Annotated in this window: 17 protein-coding genes; 2 read left to right on the forward strand and 15 right to left on the reverse strand. The window is 42.6% G+C overall.

All coding sequences use genetic code 11. The annotated features are described in order from the left end of the window. Positions 1-239: 239 nt before the first annotated feature. The 13 genes from A5867_RS10170 to A5867_RS10230 all read right to left on the reverse strand — a co-directional run bounded on the left by A5867_RS10170 (position 240) and on the right by A5867_RS10230 (position 14,302). Complete coding sequence (locus A5867_RS10170; protein ID WP_249270038.1) at positions 240-3,293, reverse strand: WxL domain-containing protein; 3,054 nt, start codon at positions 3,291-3,293, stop codon at positions 240-242. Position 3,294: 1 nt separating this feature from the next. Then, positions 3,295-4,422: a DUF916 and DUF3324 domain-containing protein gene (locus A5867_RS10175; RefSeq protein WP_087627537.1), complete on the reverse strand. Its 1,128-nt coding sequence runs from the start codon at positions 4,420-4,422 to the stop codon at positions 3,295-3,297. Between the two features lie 13 nt (positions 4,423-4,435). After that, on the reverse strand, positions 4,436-5,248 hold the full coding sequence (locus A5867_RS10180) for a WxL domain-containing protein (RefSeq protein WP_087627538.1): 813 nt from the start codon (positions 5,246-5,248) through the stop codon (positions 4,436-4,438). A gap of 41 nt (positions 5,249-5,289) precedes the next feature. Beyond that, positions 5,290-6,093: a WxL domain-containing protein gene (locus A5867_RS10185; protein ID WP_015509752.1), complete on the reverse strand. Its 804-nt coding sequence runs from the start codon at positions 6,091-6,093 to the stop codon at positions 5,290-5,292. Between the two features lie 14 nt (positions 6,094-6,107). Continuing rightward, positions 6,108-6,482 carry an LPXTG cell wall anchor domain-containing protein gene (locus tag A5867_RS10190; RefSeq protein WP_005226154.1) on the reverse strand — a complete coding sequence of 125 codons (375 nt, stop codon included), beginning with the start codon at positions 6,480-6,482 and terminating at the stop codon, positions 6,108-6,110. 614 nt (positions 6,483-7,096) lie between these two features. Then, positions 7,097-7,753 carry an endonuclease III gene (nth, locus tag A5867_RS10195; protein ID WP_005226155.1) on the reverse strand — a complete coding sequence of 219 codons (657 nt, stop codon included), beginning with the start codon at positions 7,751-7,753 and terminating at the stop codon, positions 7,097-7,099. A gap of 24 nt (positions 7,754-7,777) precedes the next feature. Next, positions 7,778-8,479 (reverse strand): DnaD domain protein, encoded by a 702-nt coding sequence (locus tag A5867_RS10200; protein ID WP_010748401.1) that lies wholly within the window; start codon positions 8,477-8,479, stop codon positions 7,778-7,780. A 111-nt stretch (positions 8,480-8,590) separates the two neighbouring features. Then, positions 8,591-8,977: a RidA family protein gene (locus A5867_RS10205; protein WP_015509753.1), complete on the reverse strand. Its 387-nt coding sequence runs from the start codon at positions 8,975-8,977 to the stop codon at positions 8,591-8,593. Continuing rightward, positions 8,974-9,414 (reverse strand): Fur family transcriptional regulator, encoded by a 441-nt coding sequence (locus A5867_RS10210; protein ID WP_005226158.1) that lies wholly within the window; start codon positions 9,412-9,414, stop codon positions 8,974-8,976. Before A5867_RS10210 ends, A5867_RS10205 begins: the two co-directional genes overlap by 4 nt. Before the next feature lie 168 nt (positions 9,415-9,582). Then, on the reverse strand, positions 9,583-10,512 hold the full coding sequence (gene cysK, locus A5867_RS10215) for a cysteine synthase A (protein ID WP_005226159.1): 930 nt from the start codon (positions 10,510-10,512) through the stop codon (positions 9,583-9,585). 198 nt (positions 10,513-10,710) lie between these two features. Further along, complete coding sequence (locus A5867_RS10220; protein WP_016609285.1) at positions 10,711-11,589, reverse strand: glucosaminidase domain-containing protein; 879 nt, start codon at positions 11,587-11,589, stop codon at positions 10,711-10,713. Positions 11,590-11,964: 375 nt separating this feature from the next. Continuing rightward, on the reverse strand, positions 11,965-13,962 hold the full coding sequence (gene tkt, locus A5867_RS10225) for a transketolase (protein WP_087627539.1): 1,998 nt from the start codon (positions 13,960-13,962) through the stop codon (positions 11,965-11,967). A 100-nt stretch (positions 13,963-14,062) separates the two neighbouring features. Next, the gene (locus A5867_RS10230; RefSeq protein WP_005226164.1) at positions 14,063-14,302 is read right to left on the reverse strand and encodes a DUF896 family protein; all 240 of its coding nucleotides are present in this window, start codon (positions 14,300-14,302) and stop codon (positions 14,063-14,065) included. Positions 14,303-14,438: 136 nt separating this feature from the next. Here A5867_RS10230 and lexA point away from each other — a divergent pair, with 136 nt between their 5' ends. Further along, positions 14,439-15,059 (forward strand): transcriptional repressor LexA, encoded by a 621-nt coding sequence (lexA, locus tag A5867_RS10235; protein ID WP_005226165.1) that lies wholly within the window; start codon positions 14,439-14,441, stop codon positions 15,057-15,059. A gap of 129 nt (positions 15,060-15,188) precedes the next feature. Continuing rightward, on the forward strand, positions 15,189-15,401 hold the full coding sequence (locus tag A5867_RS10240) for a hypothetical protein (RefSeq protein WP_005236082.1): 213 nt from the start codon (positions 15,189-15,191) through the stop codon (positions 15,399-15,401). A 76-nt stretch (positions 15,402-15,477) separates the two neighbouring features. Here A5867_RS10240 and A5867_RS10245 read toward each other — a convergent pair whose 3' ends face one another. Together A5867_RS10245 and recJ are read right to left on the reverse strand one after the other, a co-directional pair. Next, positions 15,478-15,990 (reverse strand): adenine phosphoribosyltransferase, encoded by a 513-nt coding sequence (locus tag A5867_RS10245; protein WP_005226167.1) that lies wholly within the window; start codon positions 15,988-15,990, stop codon positions 15,478-15,480. Positions 15,991-16,001: 11 nt separating this feature from the next. After that, positions 16,002-18,302, reverse strand: a complete 2,301-nt coding sequence (gene recJ / locus A5867_RS10250) for a single-stranded-DNA-specific exonuclease RecJ (protein ID WP_087627540.1) — start codon at positions 18,300-18,302, stop codon at positions 16,002-16,004. Between the last annotated feature and the right edge of the window lie 130 nt (positions 18,303-18,432).

The following is an 18,432-nucleotide window of genomic DNA, read 5'->3' on the forward strand; positions in this document are numbered from 1 at the left end:
TCAGCTGGCATCATTGGTTTTGAACAAAACCTGACGAACTGATTCAAAGCTGCTTGAATAGTTTTTGCACGAGTTTAGGTGAACTCTATATCTTCGCGGTTATTATGAAGCAAGCGTGATCTACCGCAAAAAAACAGTAAAACCCACTGCTTTTCAAGCGATTTACTCACTATCTTCCTATCAAGAATGGAAGCTGTCATAGGCGTCAACAGCTTCCATTTGATAAGATTGAGCATTGATCATTCGGTAGATGGGACAAAACTTAACTCCCATTCAATCGTTGCTTGGTAGGTCATGTTACGCGGATTTGATCCAATGGGTACTTCAAGTTTGACACTATCCCCCATCGTCCCCATATCCCCGTAGCGCTGAATCCAGGTACCGCTTCCTTCATTTGCATCTGCTTCAGCGATCAAAGCGGGTACCCCAGGATCAAGGATCATGGATTCACTATAAGTGGGAGGAATTGCTGAATTGGCGGCATTCGTCAGCATAACTGCATTTTCTAAAATAATTCGTGCACCCCGAAGTTCTTCTCCTCGATCATTACGAAATCCTGCAGCGGATAATGTCGCGTTTAGTTCCCAGCCGGTAAATTGAGCGCGCCGGTCAGAAATCTGCACGTAATTTGGCCGTTCCTCAGTTACTGAGCCATCTGCACTGCTAAGACGTTGTGGCAATGCCTTGTACTGTTTGGTATCTGCACTTATTGATACATCTCCAAAGCTATACTGGGAGATGAAATCGATACTGATAAACCCTAAATGTTCTGGTATATCCGGTTTATTTTCTGGATTCACTTCAATATCTGGCGCGATCGGATCTCGTGGATTCATTGTGGCAATCTCTTGAACAACTGTTTCAGCTGTATCAAATTTTCCATTTAAGAAAGCGTAAGCCGTCACCGTATTATGTTTTGTAAACCGATCCCCCTCGGCTAAGGTCAAGCTGAAATCACCATTGGCATCTGCTTGAAGATGAAACAAGCTGTTATCATCAAAAGAGGGTGATTGCAGTTGCGGTGCGGGAATCGCTGGATCTCCGTCAAAACGAATCACACTATAAGGTGTGGCTTTTCCCTTAATGATTCTTGAGCCTTCCAGTGCCGGGTCTTCCGTTAATGGTTCTAAATGAACCTCGACATCTGGAATATATTCAAATAGGATACGTTGTGCTCTTGTGGTAAAATTCGCGCGAAAATGATCAACGATCTCTTGTGAGATGGAAGAAACATTCGAAATCGATGACAAGGTAGAGGCAAAATTCACTTTTAAATTGAAGATTGGACTCCAACTGAAGTCTGGTTCCTCCGTCAAGTTTCCATGCCGCCATTGCTTCGCAGCTTGAATATCCACATCTAATAGCCCGCCGCTGCCGGAAATCGAAATAAGGCTACTATTTGCTGCATTTCCGGTAACCGCCCTTGTTTTCTCTAAATTGATGCGTTGTGCATCCGCAAAAGTGAAGGTTGAGGCCGAGCTCAAAAATGTCATCAAGGAATGAGAGGGATTGGTTCCGTCCGACTTAATATCCAAGACTCCTTCTTTAGCAACAATAAATGTGGCGGCACCGGCTACATGGATCACTCCGGAGGTGGTGGTCCCTTGATTCACTGCATCAATTTCGACACTGCTTTTATTTCCAATAAGCATCGTGCTTCCAGCACCCATGTAGATAATGTTATAGCCCCATCCATTGAGGCTTGTGGTACGTCCGTCAGCTTTGATTACCACTTTGCTATCCTCAGACATTTCAAAGTGGGCGCCGCTAGCATACATACTGATTGCGGGGGAGTTGGCTCGAGCATTCAAATGAAGCTCTGATCGATTACCGATATCGATCCGACCATTTTGAATGTAAATATTTGCCCCATAGGCTTCTCCTCCTGTGCCAGCTGTTCGCAAGGTCATTTTCACATCATCGCCAATAATCATTCGACCCGTTGCATAGTACAAATAAATATTTCCCGCATTAATCGTTGACATGTCAACTACTGCGTTATCGAGAACTTCTAATTGGGTTATTTCCATATTTACCTGATTCGTTGCATTGATCGTTTGTACTCGTCCTGATCGGGACGTATACGTCGGCGATTGATGCGATGTTACCTCGCCAGACATAACGACAGGTGTTGCGTGCGAGTGAATCAATTGATTTCCCGCATTGGTCAAATTATGGTAGCGCATTCTGGATAGATTCTGTTGTGGAATACTCATATTCGTAAAATTCATAAACCCATACCAATTTCCATGAACGACATCGATATTTTGATACGTAATGTCCCATGGCGTTGCACTATTGACGGTACTATCATAAAATCCGACAGCAACAGCTCTAAAGTCGATTTGATACCCATTGCCTTCGATCACAAGCGTTCTTGAAATTTCAGAAGCATTGGTCCAAATATAGGCTAATCCATTTGTTGGGTTGGAAGTTGCACTTCCCACAGCCACTCCAGAAACTCCTTGAGTAGGATTATCCGAAGATTCAAAGTCGTTTACGATATTGATATAATTAACATCTTTATTCACGATTGCCGCCATAAATTCTTGCCAGTTGGAAACATCCCGGTGACTGATTTCGTTTAACGGTGTGACCGGTTCTGTCAACTGGGCAATCGCTTCTGCTTGATCAGCTTCTGTGTCTTGCTGATTCTCGTTTAGGTTCGCGTCATTGGAAGGTTGCGTGGTTCGTTCCCCTTCCTGCGGCGTCTCTGATGGTGAGACTTCTGTCTCGATCGTTTCATTATCTGCATCATCATCCGAGTCCTCTTCCTCGTCATCTTCTGCCTGTACTTCGATCGTTAGTTCCGCTTCACCTATAACCAGTTGATAATCGCCTATTTTATTAAAGACGATAGGAATCTCGAACTCCATTAGCTCTTCATCAAAGGTAAGCGTCCATTCCTGTTCTTCTTCAGACAGCTTTTTACTCTTCACTTCGGCAGCAAATTCTTCTTCCACGATCGCTGCTTCTTTCGCTACAACCAGCGTAATCTCATCTAACGGTTGGCTTGATACGACGAAAACATCGATCGGTTGATCCACGACACCTTCAATCACACTAACTGGAAACTGAAAAAAAGGGGTATGGATGTCAAATTCTTTTGTTTGGATCGGTTGTGTTGCTTTATCAAGCAAGGACATGTTCTGCGTTTCGTCCAATGGTTCAATCGTGTGATCGATGGCGTGGATTTCTGGCAATAGTAAACTGCTCAGACTTGGAAAAAAAGTTTGCACACTTAGTAATCCAATAATGATCGCAATTATTACCTTGTGTGAGGTATTCTTCATTTCAACTTTTCCCACCTTCCTTTGCATTTTTTTTCTGACGAACAATTAGGATGATCGCAAGCAATAGAAACAAGCTGATTAGACCAGCCGTGGCGATCATCCACCAATTGAGTGACGTATCTACAGTGACATCGAGTTCATTTAAGCGGCGAGCATCTTCTGCCTCTACGCTAAATGTCTGTTCCCAAGACCACTCTTCCTCTCCTGACCGCGCAGCAAGATTCAATACATACTCCCCATTACGAAAACGATCACCATTCAAGGGAATTGGGAAATGCATATGTGAATTAGGAGCCATTTGCATCGCTGATTGACTTGTTTCATATAAAATCGTCTCACTGCCAACAGATCGAATTTCAGCTGTTACTTCCAATTGATTGACAAATGTTGAAGTATAATTTTGGATAACAGCACTAAATACGTTTCGGTAGTTTACTTGATCGGCAAAAACATCAAGCAGTTCCAATCCCGGATCCGTTGCGGACCGATTGTTGCTTACTACCACACCAATGACATAGGAAAATGCATTCCGAATGCCTAATCCTTGTTCAGCAGATTGTGTTTGCTCCTCTTCCGAAATAACCTCTTTGATTCGAATGCCACCTGCCAAAACCCCTTTAAATTCCTCTTCTGGCATCGTAATCGGTAAAGAAATGATTCGTTTTTCTAATGGATCGAACGATACGGTTTCAGGCACCTCTACCAGTTCATCAATTGATGCAGGTAAAGTCGGATCAGGGGATTCTGCATCCCGGCCATATTCCACAACACCATTCACATTCGTAAATGCCGTATGGGCAGAAATTTCTATTTCGATCGCTTGATCAGAACCATTTTCGATCTCTAAAGCCAATTCATCACGTTCTCCTGCCCCAAGATTTAAATCAAAATACCCCAACGCCCCTCCTTCCAGCTGACTTTCAGGTAAGATAGGCGTCACATAGAAGTTTAATTCTGATTCTGTCTGAGCATAGCTCAATCTTGGTGAAAAAAAGAATGATAGTAGGATGACCGCACAGGTAACCGTTTTTATCCATTTCATTCTCATACGTTGTTCAGTCAAAAGTGGTTCTCCTTCCAAAAAAGGCAGGAATAATTTACTATTCCTGCCAGTTGTTTCTTGTTGCAAGCTATGATCCTTCTTACGGATTTACTGTTTCGCCACTACTATCAACAGAAGCAGTTAGCGTCCATGTCATTTCCGCAGTATAGTTAGTTGCTAGCTGCGTGGTAGAGCCTGGTACAAATAGTTGAATATCATCATTTCTGATAATTTCGCCTTCTTGTTTATTAAGATTTTGTTCCGTCAATTTTTCTTGATCTCCCCAGTAAATCGATGAAGCGCCCGCGCCTTGACCGACCGAAGCACGCATGACAGGAATGTCTTGATCGTTGACATCTAGGATCAACGCATTTTGTTCTTCATTATTGATAACGGCACTTGGCTGTAAGTCTCGATCACCCTCACCTTTGTTGAACACGATCTCAGGGTTTGCCAACTTGATTTTTGCCCCAGTCAAGACATCCCCTGATTCAGAAGTAAAATCAGTTAGACTAACATTTAATGTCCAACCAGCATGCGTTCCTCGGGTATCTTGTACTTGGGCAAACGATACATACGGTGTCGTACCTGATTGATCAGCCAAATTACGCTCATCAGCAACGATCGAATACCAACGATCACTGGTAGAAATAGCATTCTGACCAAAATCGAATGTTTGTGGTGCATAAGCAATGGTAAATGGACCCGTTTGTCCTGGCGGTGTTGGTTCGATCGTTTCTACTTCTGGGTGCACGACTGGCGGTTGTATCACTGTTAGATCGCTTCCGTCTGAGGTAAATCCTACAACGTTATCGGTAGTCGTTTCTAATGAAGATTGGGCAAAGGCTTGAACGCCTCCTGCTAATAAAGTGGTGGATAATACAGCGACCGTAGCTAAACGAATCTTTTTCATTTCTAGTTCCTTCTTTCTTTTTTATTCAGTACAAAACTAAGTTATTGAACCGTTTCTCCGTCCGGTCCAGCTGTTGCAGCCAATGTCCAAGTAAGGGTTGCTTCATAAAGAGCAGCGTCTTTTGCTGTTGATCCAGGAACAAGTAACTCGATTCCAGCATTTTCAACAACCTCTGCGCCTGCTTCCACTTGTCGATTGATTTCTTCCTGATCGCCCCAAACGACTGACGATACGCCAGCACCTTTTGTTTGAGCAGCGGTCAGAACCGAACGCTCACTATTTGTAGCATCTAAAATCAATCCATCCGCATGAATTTGTGGTTCATTTTCTTGGTTGCTTCCGTTATATTCCAATTTTGGCGAATTAAAACGAATTCTTGCTCCAGTCAGTTCATTATTCTGTGTTCCTGATTCAAAAGCACTTAAGGAAACTTTTAAATCCCAACCAGCATTTGTCCCACGCGTATCTTGGACTTGAGCAAATGAAACATATGGAACTCTTTCTTCACTATCTTCCGCGTCTTTTAGCTTGTGTAATTCAGCCACTAGCTTATATTCTTGATCGGTATTAGAAATCACTTGCTCACCGAAATTAAGCGTAGGTGCGTAAGCAATCGTCAATGGTCCCGTTTGTCCTTCCGGGCCGACTGGATTGATCTCTACATCTGGACCATTAGGACCAGGATTTGGTGGTTGAACCACTGTCGCTTCGCTATCGTTTGGTACAAAGAGAACTTTCCCTTCTGTATCATGGTTTGTTACACTTTCAGTAGCGAAGGCTTGCGCGCTAATAGTAAATAAAGTTGCAGCTAAAACAGCTGCCGATGCAAATCGTACGAATTTCAAATTCATCCCTGCTTTCAAATTATTTGTCTTTTCTTTTTAACCATCATAAATCTTGATCGATGTTTGGTATATTGCACATACAATACAACCAGTACGAGCAGTAATCCAAGTAAGATTACGCCGTAAGTTCTTGTCTCGTTGGTCTTTGGTAAAATACCACCTGGTTTTGCTACCTCGTTTGGTGGCGAGATATTCTCTGTAGGGCCTGCTGGCGGTGCTGGTTCGGGTTGCCCAATAGGCTCATAAACACCGGTAAAAAGCACAGAGCTTTCTGTTTCAACCGACTGCACTTCCTGAGCATTCACCGCTGCCGTAGAAATAGTTATCCCATAAAAAAGAGTGCAAAACAGAACCATACGAACTAATTTCCATACCTTTTCTCCTTTCATTCTCCCTCCTCCTCTATACTTGCCACATCTTATAAGTGATCTTTTCAAAACTGCGTTTGTCTAAGACCCGTTAACAAAAAATGATTTTGAGATCGTTACAGAATCATTTGAACTGTGCAACGCTTTTTCTGTCATTCGTAAAATAGCAGAGAAAGACCTGTCTCTTATACACATCTAGATGTGTATAAGAGACAGATACTGATGATTTTCACAGATTTGAAATACTATTTTTCACCAATAGGTGAATTTTCTTATTAATTTTACGTTTTATTGACTAAAAATAAGCAGTTTTATAAAAAGAAAGGGTAAAAACTGTGCGAAAGAAGCCCATCATACTAAGCTTACAAATAGTTTCAAAAAAAAGGCGTATCGGAAGGTTCATTTCGCATCGAGCATCATCCCTCACACGATCTCTTTGTGAAAAAACACCTAATTTTGAGTGGTGTAATCAAAAAAATTCAGTAAGCTTATGTTTTTCCAGTTACTTGAAAGGGCTTTAATAAAGGGTATTACGTTAATTACCTGTTTTTTTTATCAATTTGTGCAAAAAAAAAAAACGCTAAGCGATTTCGCTTAGCGTCTTGATCCTAGTTACTTTTGGTTTATGTTCACCATTAAATGGTTTTCTTCCCCTTCATCCGAAGTTTTCCTTCTTGGCACATTGTCAACAATGGACAAACCTCACACTTAGGTGCCCGTGCTGTGCAATGATAACGACCAAAGAAAATTAACGTGTGATGCGTTTTGACCCACAACGTATCTGGAATCTTTTTCATCAATGTTTGTTCGACTTCTAATACGTTGGCGTCTAGTTTACAGATGCGCAGCCTTTTTGATACCCGTTCGACATGCGTATCGACAGCGATTGCTGGAATGCCAAATGCATCGCCAAGAACGACGTTCGCTGTTTTTCTGCCGACACCTGGCAAAGAAATTAAGTCTTCTCTGGTTTGAGGCACTTCGCCTCCAAAACGCAGCAACAATTCAGAGGCACAAGCTTTGATATTTTTCGCTTTGTTTCGATAGAGGCCAATCGATTTGATTTTTTCAATAATGTCTTCTAACGGCGCCTCGCTGAGAGCCTGCGGCGTTGGATATGCTTCAAAAAGTGCCGGTGTCACTTTATTAACTGACACGTCCGTTGCCTGTGCGCTTAGAATGACAGCAATCAGCAATTCAAAGGCATTTTTTGACACTAGTTCTCCATGTGCTTCAGGAAACATCTCATACATTATTTCTATCGCAGTCATTGTTTTTTCTTTACTGATCATTGGACGAATTAAACTCCTTGTATCTTACTCTCCTTCTAACCAATTATGCATAGGGATTTTGGGCATTGGGCCATCTTCTTGTGGCGTGGTTTCATTTTGAAGAAACTGTTTTTTTCTTCTTTTTTGCTCTTCTTCTACTTGCGCTTTTGAGGTAATATTCTTGCGTTCCCACGAAAGCAAAATACGATCGATATAGTTTAAACTATACGCTTGATTCAAGACCGCTTCTCGCAAAGCAAACTGGACCAGCTCGGGATCATAGTGGTCCTCATCCAACCACTGCCCGATCCGTTGGTATTCGATCGCCGATAAGGGGCGACCAAATTCTCCTTCAAATAAGCGATACAACTCGCGTATCTTCTCTTCATTTGTTTCAGCGACTTCTTTTTTGGATTGCTGCTGCAAAAGAAACTCGAGCCGTTCATAAATGCCAGTGAAATCATAATAATCAACCATTTTTCCTGCGTCGTCTTTTTTAGAACCCATTCGCAGCACATCTTTTTTCAGCAATTGATTCAACCAATGATAGATCTCTTTTTGGTCGCTGCCCATCACCGAGGCGATCTCACGTAAATCTGGAAAATCATTGCCTTGCTCATGGCTGCGATACAGTTGCAGCCATAACAAAAATTCATCATTCGTCAAACCAAGATGATGGTAATTCTCTAAAAGCAAATTTGAAATCGTCGTTTGCCCTTTTGCCAAATATTCCTTTAACGAAACCATACTACATCCTCTTCTCCTTGGCTCACTTGAAACATTAAGATTCTTCCTATCAGGATCGAATCAATAAAAAGGGGACGACGCAAATGCGGACGTCCCACGATTCTTTGTTGGTTACGCTTTTTCTTTGACTGCTGCGATGATCTCAACTTCAACCAAAACATCTTTTGGTAAGCGAGCAACTTCGACAGCAGAACGTGCAGGTAACGCTTCATTGAACAATGTGCTATACGTATTATTGAAAGGAACGAAATCATTCATATTTTTTAAAAAACATGTCGTCTTAACGATGTCATCTGGCGTAAGTTCCGCCGCTTCAAGAATCGCGTTGATATTTTTCAATACTTGCTGAGTCTGTACTTCAATCGTCGTACCGACAACTTCCCCCGAAACAGGATCTAATGGCACTTGACCAGAAGCAAACAAAAAGCCGTTTGCGATTTTTGCTTGAACATAAGGACCGATTGCTTGTGGTGCTTGATCTGTAGAAATTATCTTCATTTTGTTTCCTCCTCTTTCACTTGGCATTCAGGACATAGGCCATAAACTTCTAGTCGATGGTTATTTATTTGATACCCAGTTAATTTCGAAGCCGCCATTTCGACATCTTCCAATCCTGGATAGTAAAAATCAGCGATCTTTCCACACTTTTGGCAGATAGCATGATAATGAGGCTCCGTTGTAAAATCAAAACGACTGGAGGCATCTCCATAATTCATTTCTTTTACAAAGCCAATTTCTGTGAACAAACGTAAGTTATTGTATACCGTTGCGACACTTATACCAGGAAAATGAACTTCGATCGCCCGATAAATCTCTTCAGCGGTCGGATGGGCATCGTGACTGGCTAAAAATTCTAATATCGCTACTCGCTGCGGTGTAATACGAATATTTTCATGTTTTAATCGTTTGATCGCTTCATCGTAGATCGTACTCACAGGAGTTCCTCCATTTCTCTTATCTTACCTATCATACTATGTAAAACCTAAAAATTCAAACAGCTTTCCTTGTTTTTTTAAAGGAATAACGCATTTGCCCAGCCCGTCTTCCCTCAGTTTTTCGAGAAAGAAAAGCAGACAAACGAATGCCTGCTTTCCCCCTCTTTGCTAGTCTTCAAACTGATACAGTGCCGTAGACAAATAGCGTTCACCATTATCTGGTACGATCGCTAAGACTTTTTTGCCTTTTCCTAAGTCCTTAGCAACCTCTAATGCCGCTTTGATCGCTGCACCAGAAGAAATTCCTACTAAGATTCCTTCTTTCATCCCAACTTGACGCGCAGTTTCCATGGCATCTTCACTAGCGATGGCAATCACCTGATCATAAATCTCAGTGTCTAGTACTTTAGGAACAAATCCCGTGCCGATCCCTTGGATCTTATGGGGACCAGGTTTGCCACCTCCTAAAATAGCTGATTCTGCAGGCTCAACGCCCACGATCTTCAAATTAGGATAGACGCGCTTCAATTCCTTCCCCGCACCAGTGATCGTGCCACCTGTGCCGATCCCAGCAACAAAAGCGTCTAACCCTTTAGATTCAAACGCATCCTCAATTTCTTTCCCTGTCGTTTTTTCATGGACTTCTGGATTGGCTGGGTTTTCAAATTGTAATGGCATATAATAGCCGTCTTGTTCTGCTAATTCTTTTGCTTTATTGATAGAACCAGTGATTCCTTCAGACCCAGGGGTCAAAATCAACTCTGCGCCATAAGCTTGAACAATTTTACGTCTTTCAATACTCATGGTTTCTGGCATAACCAGCACGACACGATAGCCTTTTGCCGTACCGATCATGGCTAAGCCGATCCCAGTATTCCCAGATGTTGGTTCGATGATGGTATCACCAGCTTTTAACAAGCCATTTTTTTCTGCTTTTTCAATCATGGCTAAAGCAATTCTGTCCTTGACACTTCCCCCAGGATTGAAGAACTCTAATTTCAGATACACATCCGCAGAACCTTCTTCTACGATGTGATTTAATTTGACGATTGGCGTATGCCCAACTAACTCATTGACCGATTGATAGATTTTTGTCATTGAAAATCCCTCCCGTTCTTATTCTTCCATTCTACCTAAAATAACCCCGAGTTGCGAATAAAAAGTAAGCAATTTCAATTTTTTTCTTATTTTTTTATATTTGTTTGTACTCACTTTCTTGATTTTGTTTTTCCATTACAAAAAAACCTTAAGAATGATGCCATTTAGAGCAATCATTCTTAAGGCGGTATCAGATAATTAAACGATTAATTCTTGGCCAACAACAATGACCTCACTAGATAACCCATTTGTTGCCATTAGAGCGTCGACCGTTGTGCCAAATTTATTGGCGATATCCCAAAGTGTATCGCCTGAAGCAACGTGATAGCTCTGCGCTGTAGATCCGCTGTTTACCTGAGTCGTCGTTGTAGTTTGCGTAGTACTCGTGCTAGTCGTGCTCGTTGTACTTGTCCATGCGGTACTTTGCGTTGTCCCAGTATCAAAGCGTGTGAGCTGATACGTTTCAATTAACCAGTTCAGTTTTTGTGCATACCCTGGATCGGTAGCATAGCGCCCCGTCAAGTAATTCGTTGCATCATAAAATGAGGTTGTTTGGCTTTTCCAAACACCACTGTAATGAGCAGTTCCTGTCGCGAAACTCGTGCTGCGCAAGACATTCGCATGATCCTGAAACGATTCCCAGTAAGAGTTATATTGACGAAACGGTTCATTCATCTCTACCCACTGACCATTCAAATACTCTTGTGTAGGCATATAGACACTTTGTCCGTTGTAACTGCCTTTGACCCCAAACAAATTGTAATAGGGTGCATTGGATAACGCGGAAGAACCATAGCCGCTTTCCAAAATCGCTTGAGCAATCATCACAGAAGCATAGAGATCATTGTTGGCAGCAACATCTTGTGCTGACCAGCCAATTTGCTCAATAAAACCTGAGATGTCCTGCGTCGCGTATTGATTCTCAGCAGCTTGTACCTGTTGAGGAACGAAAGTGACCGTCATTGGCGCTAACATCATTCCTGCCCCCATCAAAGAGACCACCGCCTTTTTAGTAGGTCTTTTTATCGTCTTCTTTGGTTGATGATGTCTTTCACTTCTTGTTTGATAACTTCCCATTTTTTTCCTCCAGTAACTGTACGTTTTTTCAAATAAATCAATACAGCTATTATACGGAAAAACATCTAACAGTGCAAACAATGTTCACTTTACACACAGCAAAAGACTTTAAAAAAACTATACAGGTATCCCACTTGGTTTGCTAACCACTGAGAAGTTTTTTAAAAAACTATTAGATTGCTATTTTATCGACTCCCTCTTACTATTCACAAATGCTTGTGCCTTGCGGTACAACCATTTTTTGGAAATCTTAGCCACTATTACTTTAAATAAGTCACTCTAACACTTTTAAAGTGGCAAGGATCCAGACAAAAAAACACGCTCGAAAATCGAAAAGATTCTCGAACGTGCTATTTTTGATTGATTGTCGATCAATTAATCGATTGATTTGAAAGTATTCACGACATTCTCAACACTGAAGCCGAATTCCGCTAAGACTTTGTCACCAGGTGCGGATGCACCGAAATGATCGATCGCGATCACTTTTCCATGGCAACCGGTGTAACGTTCCCAACCAAATGGGGAAGCTGCTTCGATCGCTACCCGTTTCCTCACTGCTTTTGGCAAGACGCTTTCTTTGTATTCTGAGCTTTGTGCTTCAAACAGATCAAAGCTTGGTAAGGAGACCACCGATACATCGATGCCTTCTTCTGCCAATTTAGCTTGTGCTTGAACCGCAAGATTCACTTCAGAACCTGTGGCGATCAAAATCCCCGCTGGTGTTTCACCAGCTTGTTTTGAAATCACGTAACCACCTTTTGCGACATTTTCATCCGCACCGGTTTGCGTGCCTTCAATCACTGGTAGATTTTGTCGGCTTAAGACTAAGACCGTTGGTTTATCCGTTGTTGTCATGGCCAATTTCCAGGCAGCACGGGTTTCATTGCCGTCTGCTGGACGAATCACTTGGACATTTGGCATGCAACGGACGCTGGCTAATTGCTCGATTGGCTCATGCGTCGGTCCATCTTCTCCCACCGCCACGGAGTCATGCGTCAAGACATAGATCACAGGTGCATGCTGGATCGCAGACAAGCGCACCGCTGGACGTAAGTAATCAACGAAGACGAAGAAGGTTCCGCCATAGATTCGCGTACCGCCATGCAATTGGATGCCGTTCATCGCTGCCGCCATCGCAAATTCTCGGACGCCAAACCAAATGTTGCGGCCTTCGTATTGGCCAGGTTCAAAGTCTTTTTCTGCTGCCACCATCGTGTTGTTGGATCCAGAAAGGTCAGCCGATCCACCCCAGAGACTAGGGACGGCTTTGGATAAGGCTTGGATCATCTCTTTGCTAGATACTCGACTAGCTTGTGAGCTGCCAACTTCGTAGCTTGGTAATGCTGCATCCCAATCTGCTGGCAATTCACCCGCAAAGGCTTGTTTGAATTGCGCAGCAAGTTCTGGGTAGGCTGCTTCATAGGCACGGAAGGTTTCGTTCCAAGCTGCTTCAGCTTTTTGCCCTTCATCGATCATGGTTTCTTTGAAGCGCGCGGCAACTTCTTCAGGTACGGTAAATTCTGGGTATTCCCAACCATAAATCGCTTTGGCTGCAGAAATGCCTTCGGCACCGATCGGCGCACCATGAACGGCAGAGGTGCCTTGATTTGGCGCACCGTATCCGATCACAGTCTTGATTTCGATCAAGGTTGGTTTGTCGCTTTCAGCTTTTGCTTCGTCGATCGCTTTCGAGATCGCTTCTAAATCATTGCCGTCTTCAACGAGAATGTGTTGCCAGCCATACGCTTCAAAACGCGCACCGACATTTTCTGTAAAGGCTTTTGAAGTTGGGCCATCTAGGGAGATGTCATTTGAATCGTACAAGACGATCAGTTTGTCTAATTTCATGTGACCAGCCATGGATGCAGCTTCTTGCGAAACACCTTCCATCAAGTCGCCATCGCCACATAAAGCGTAGGTATAGTGATCAATGACTTGATACTTGTCGCGATTGTAGGTTGCAGCCAAGTGGGCTTCGGCCATTGCCATACCGACTGCCATGGCGATCCCTTGTCCTAAAGGTCCAGTGGTTGCTTCCACGCCGTCTGTGTGATCGACTTCTGGATGCCCTGGCGTGCGGCTATCCCATTGACGGAAGTTTTTTAGATCCTCAATGGTCACATCGTAGCCAGACACGTGCAACAAGCTGTACAATAACGCCGAACCGTGTCCAGCAGACAAAACAAAACGGTCACGATCCACCCAGTTGCGAGAAGTCGTTGGATTGACTTTCAAGTGTTTCGTCCACAAGGCATAGGCCATGGGTGCTGCCCCCATCGGTAATCCTGGATGTCCTGAATTGGCTTTTTGTACGGCTTCGATACTTAATGTACGAAGGGTGTTCACTCCTAATTGATCGATTTTATCAAACAATGGTAGTTCCTCCTAATTTAGGTTTTTTTTACCTTTATTACATCTTTCATTATACGTGATTCAGAAGCTTATTTCAATAGCAATGAAAAGGAATTCACAATTATCTGCCGTGGAGACCTTTTTTCTTTTGAATCTCTTTTAACTTCTCTGGTGTCACATCAGCACCTTCAGGGTCAACGATTTTCATTCCTTCGATATGGTGTCGCATCCCTCCACGAAAGGCGGTTAAATACTCTTCACGCAGAACTTTTTGTTCGTGGGTCTCAGCCTCAGTCAATCCTTCTGTTTTTTTCTTGTTGGCAAGTTCATTGATTCGAGCTAATTTTTCTTGAGATAGCATAGTTGTTCCTCCTTTTCCCTCTTGATTTTACTACAAACTAGCGAGCAAAAACAATAGCACAAAAAGCGAACATTTGTTTGAATAATCGATATAGCTATGGTACACTAAGGTTATCAAATGAAAGAAGGTGTCAGTTTTGGCAAAACGAACAGAAAATCGACAAATCGAAATTCTTAAGTTCATTCATACACGTGTCACTGAAAAAGGCTATCCGCCGACTGTTCGCGAAATTGGCGAAGCCGTTCAGTTATCTTCTACCTCAACTGTTCATGGCCATTTGTCCCGACTTGAAAAAAAAGGGCTGATCTTACGAGATCCTACAAAACCCAGAGCCATTGAATTAACTGCTTCCGGTCTTGAAAAAATCGATGTTCAACCAGCATCCATTCCGATGCTTGGTGTCGTAACTGCTGGAGAACCGATTTTAGCCGTGGAAGATGCATCCGATTTCTTTCCGATTCCGCCAGATTTAGCGAATAGCACAGGAAGTTTATTCATGTTGACGATCCGAGGAGAAAGTATGATCAATGCTGGCATTCTCGACGGTGATCAAGTAATCGTTCGTAAACAACAAAGTGCTCAAAATGGCGATATCGTGATTGCTATGACAGATGAAGACGAAGCTACGTGCAAACGATTCTATAAAGAAAAGAATTACATTCGTTTACAACCAGAAAATGATTATTTAGAACCAATCATTTTGCCTGACGTAACGATTTTAGGATTGGTTGTTGGATTGTATCGCCATCTGCTTTGATGCTCAACGAGCTGACTAGGAAATCTTCGTTTTTACGAAGATTTTTTTTCTTTCCTCTTTACAAAGCGAACAAACATTCGTATAATAAGTATACAAACATAAGTTCGTATTATTTAAGGAGTGAATGAGATGAAAGCAGTTCGTCGATTTGGTTTTATGTTGTGGGTATTATTGATGGGAATTGTTATTGGCTATTTTGGCGTTTTAAGTGCTGTTCTGATTTTTTGCCCTCTAATGATGCTTTGGTTCATGCTTTGGGATGAAAAGAAATTCCGCCAAGCAGAGCGCAAACGTAACCGCCATTATTATCACGATCATGATTTTTATCGTTATGAACCATGATCCTTCCCCTACATACGCCCATAAGGCAGCAGAAACAAAAAAGGACTCCAACGAGTCCTTTTTTGTTTCTGCTTTTTTAGTATTCCATTAACGTCTTGATTTCGACACCTTGGATCTTGTCTCTTCCATGTAGATCCATCAGTTCGATCAAGAAGGCACAGCCAACAACGATACCACCTAATTTTTCTACGAGTTCGATCGTTGCTTTGATCGTTCCACCAGTTGCTAGTAGATCGTCACAGATCAAGACACGTTGACCTGGTTTGATGGCATCGGCGTGCAGCGTCAAGACATCCACACCGTACTCTTTTTCATATTCTGCTTCAATCGTTTCCCGTGGCAATTTGCCTTTTTTGCGTACTGGGGCAAAGCCAACACCTAATTGATAGGCAACTGGACAACCAACGATAAAGCCGCGGGCTTCAGGTCCTACCACCATATCGATGCCTTTTTCTTGTGCATACTCAACGATTTGTTGTGTCGCATACCGATACGCTTCTCCATCTGCCATCAATGGCGAGATGTCCCGAAAAATAATTCCCTCTTGGGGATAATCAGGAATACTAGCAATATACTCTTTTAAATCCATTTTCTTTCCTCCTAGACTGTCAACCACTGACGAAGGGTTGATAAATCACTCATTAATAAAAATTCTTCTGTTTTGATCAGTTTTTGTCGTTGCTGATACAAATGACTCTCCGTCAATGGACGGGAAACAGGATCAGCAGTTTTATTCAAAACACCATCTTGTATTGTAACAAATTCCAGCTCAGAAAACACCTGAATCATGAAAATAAGTAATTTTTGTGGAATTTTTAGATAGTCAGCGACCATCTTTAGTTTGTAACGAATGTCCAAACGAGGCTGCTGTTTGATCAGTTGAAAGAGACGACTGTATTGCTCTCTTGTCCCTACCCCATCTAAATAAGCATCTTCTGTCGAGTAGAAAACAAAAGCAACTCTTGACGCCTGGAGCGCTTGAACGATCTCTTTGATCACTGCAGGGTCAGCAGGACAATCTAAAAATGCAATCTCTTGGAACTGACCAGCACGAAAAGTATCTTCCAAGGCTGTAACTGAGTCAAATATGGTGGTTTGCTCACAAAAGCCTTGCAATTCCCGAGGAAGTTTCTGCTTGAAAAGAACGCCTAGTGTTTGACTGCCCAGAGAGACACCTTGACGACTTCTTTTCGAACGATAATCAAATAGCTGAATCCCTTCCACTGCAAAATCATCCAACATGAGCTGCGGTTTTTTGTTGCCATTCCATTCATTGATGGAAAGCTGACCAACGATCGATAAGCGGTCGTTTTCAAACGCTACTAAATCTTTTCCAAAACCAAACCCAATGACATCCAGCTGCGTGTTAGACTCATCGCTCATCACTAACTTCAAATGCTGATTTTCTGAACCAATCTGGCGAGCATTTTGAGTCATCAGATTAGAAAATAAAAATTTCGGTAAGGGGTTGTCCGTTCCAAAAGGCGCTAAGACTTTTAATGATTCAATAAAACTGATCGAAACTTCTGTTAACGGTAGCTCCTCATCGATCACTAATGGGATGCCCTGACTGAGGTCAATGGCATTTTCTTCAACGTAACGATTCATTTGGGCTTGCAGCATATCTAAATGATCGATGGGGATACTTAATCCAACTGCTGCATGATGGCCGCCAAAGCTAGTAAACATGTCTTTCATCGTCGACAGCATTTCAAACAGATTCAACGCAGCAATGCTTCTTCCCGACCCTTTGGCTAAGCCATTTTCTTTTTTGGTCAAAACGATCACTGGTTGTCCTGTACTTTGCATGATTCGCCCTGCCACGATCCCTAAAACGCCTTCGTGCCAATGATCTCCCACCACCAAATGAACATGGTTCGCAGGATCGATTTTTTCTTGTGCTTCTTTCATGATTTCTTCAACAAAGGTTTTTCGCTGCTGATTGATTGTATCTAAGGTTTGGGCTAAGCTTACTGCCTCTTCTTCATCGAAGGTAGTCAACAAGCGAACAGCCGGATTGGGGTCCTCCAAACGACCGATCGCATTTAACCGTGGTCCAACGGCGAAGCCAATATCTGTTTCGTTGACTGTTTGTTTTTTTAAACCGCTGACTGACAGCAACTCATTCAGTCCGATGCGATCCGATTGCTGAATCATTTTCAACCCGTTGCTGACTAATAGCCGATTCTCATCGGTTAAAGAAACCATATCAGCGATCGTCCCAATCGCAACAAGATCAAGCAATTCCACTGGCACTTCTTCTAACAAAGCGCAAGCCACTTTAAATGCAACGCCGACTCCAGCCAAATCACCAAAAGGATAATTTCCTTGAGGGTGACGGGGATGGACAATAGCAAACGCCTCCGGTAGTTCTGCAGGTAGTTCATGGTGATCTGTGACGATCACGTCAACTCCTTGTCCTTGAGCATAAGCAATCGCCTCATGACCAGACACCCCATTGTCGACGGTGATGATCAATTGGGCCCCTGCTGCAATTTTATCTTGATAGACAGTTAGATTGGGCCCATATCCATCTGTAAAACGATTAGGCAAATAATACTCAGCTTCCGCCCCTAGCAATTCCAACGTTTCCTTTAACACGGTAGTGCTCGTAATCCCATCCGCATCGTAATCACCATAAATCAAGATTCGTTCGCCATTTAGAATCGCTTCATGGATTCGTTCCACGGCTTTAGCCATATCATGAAATAAAAACGGATCATGAAGATATTGCAGGTCCGTTGATAAAAAAGCATCGAGCGCCTCTGCTGTTCGAATATTTCGCTGCCATAGCAACGCGCCGATCCGCTCAGGGATCTTTCTTTCTTGGATCAGCTCTTTAAATACTGGGGTCGTTTCGCTTTCTTGCGGACGCACCCAATGAAAATTTGCACGTTTCACCAAATCACTCCTAACTAGGATATTATAGCAAAGTTTATGCAAAAAAGAAAAACAACGAGAGAAACAGCACTCGTTTTACAACACAAAAAAAAGAGCTTGCAGCAAATCTTGCACTAGCAAACTCTTTTTT

Origin of the sequence: Enterococcus sp. 6D12_DIV0197 (assembly GCF_002174385.1) — a bacterium.
Classification (GTDB): Bacteria; Bacillota; Bacilli; order Lactobacillales; family Enterococcaceae; genus Enterococcus_D; species Enterococcus_D casseliflavus.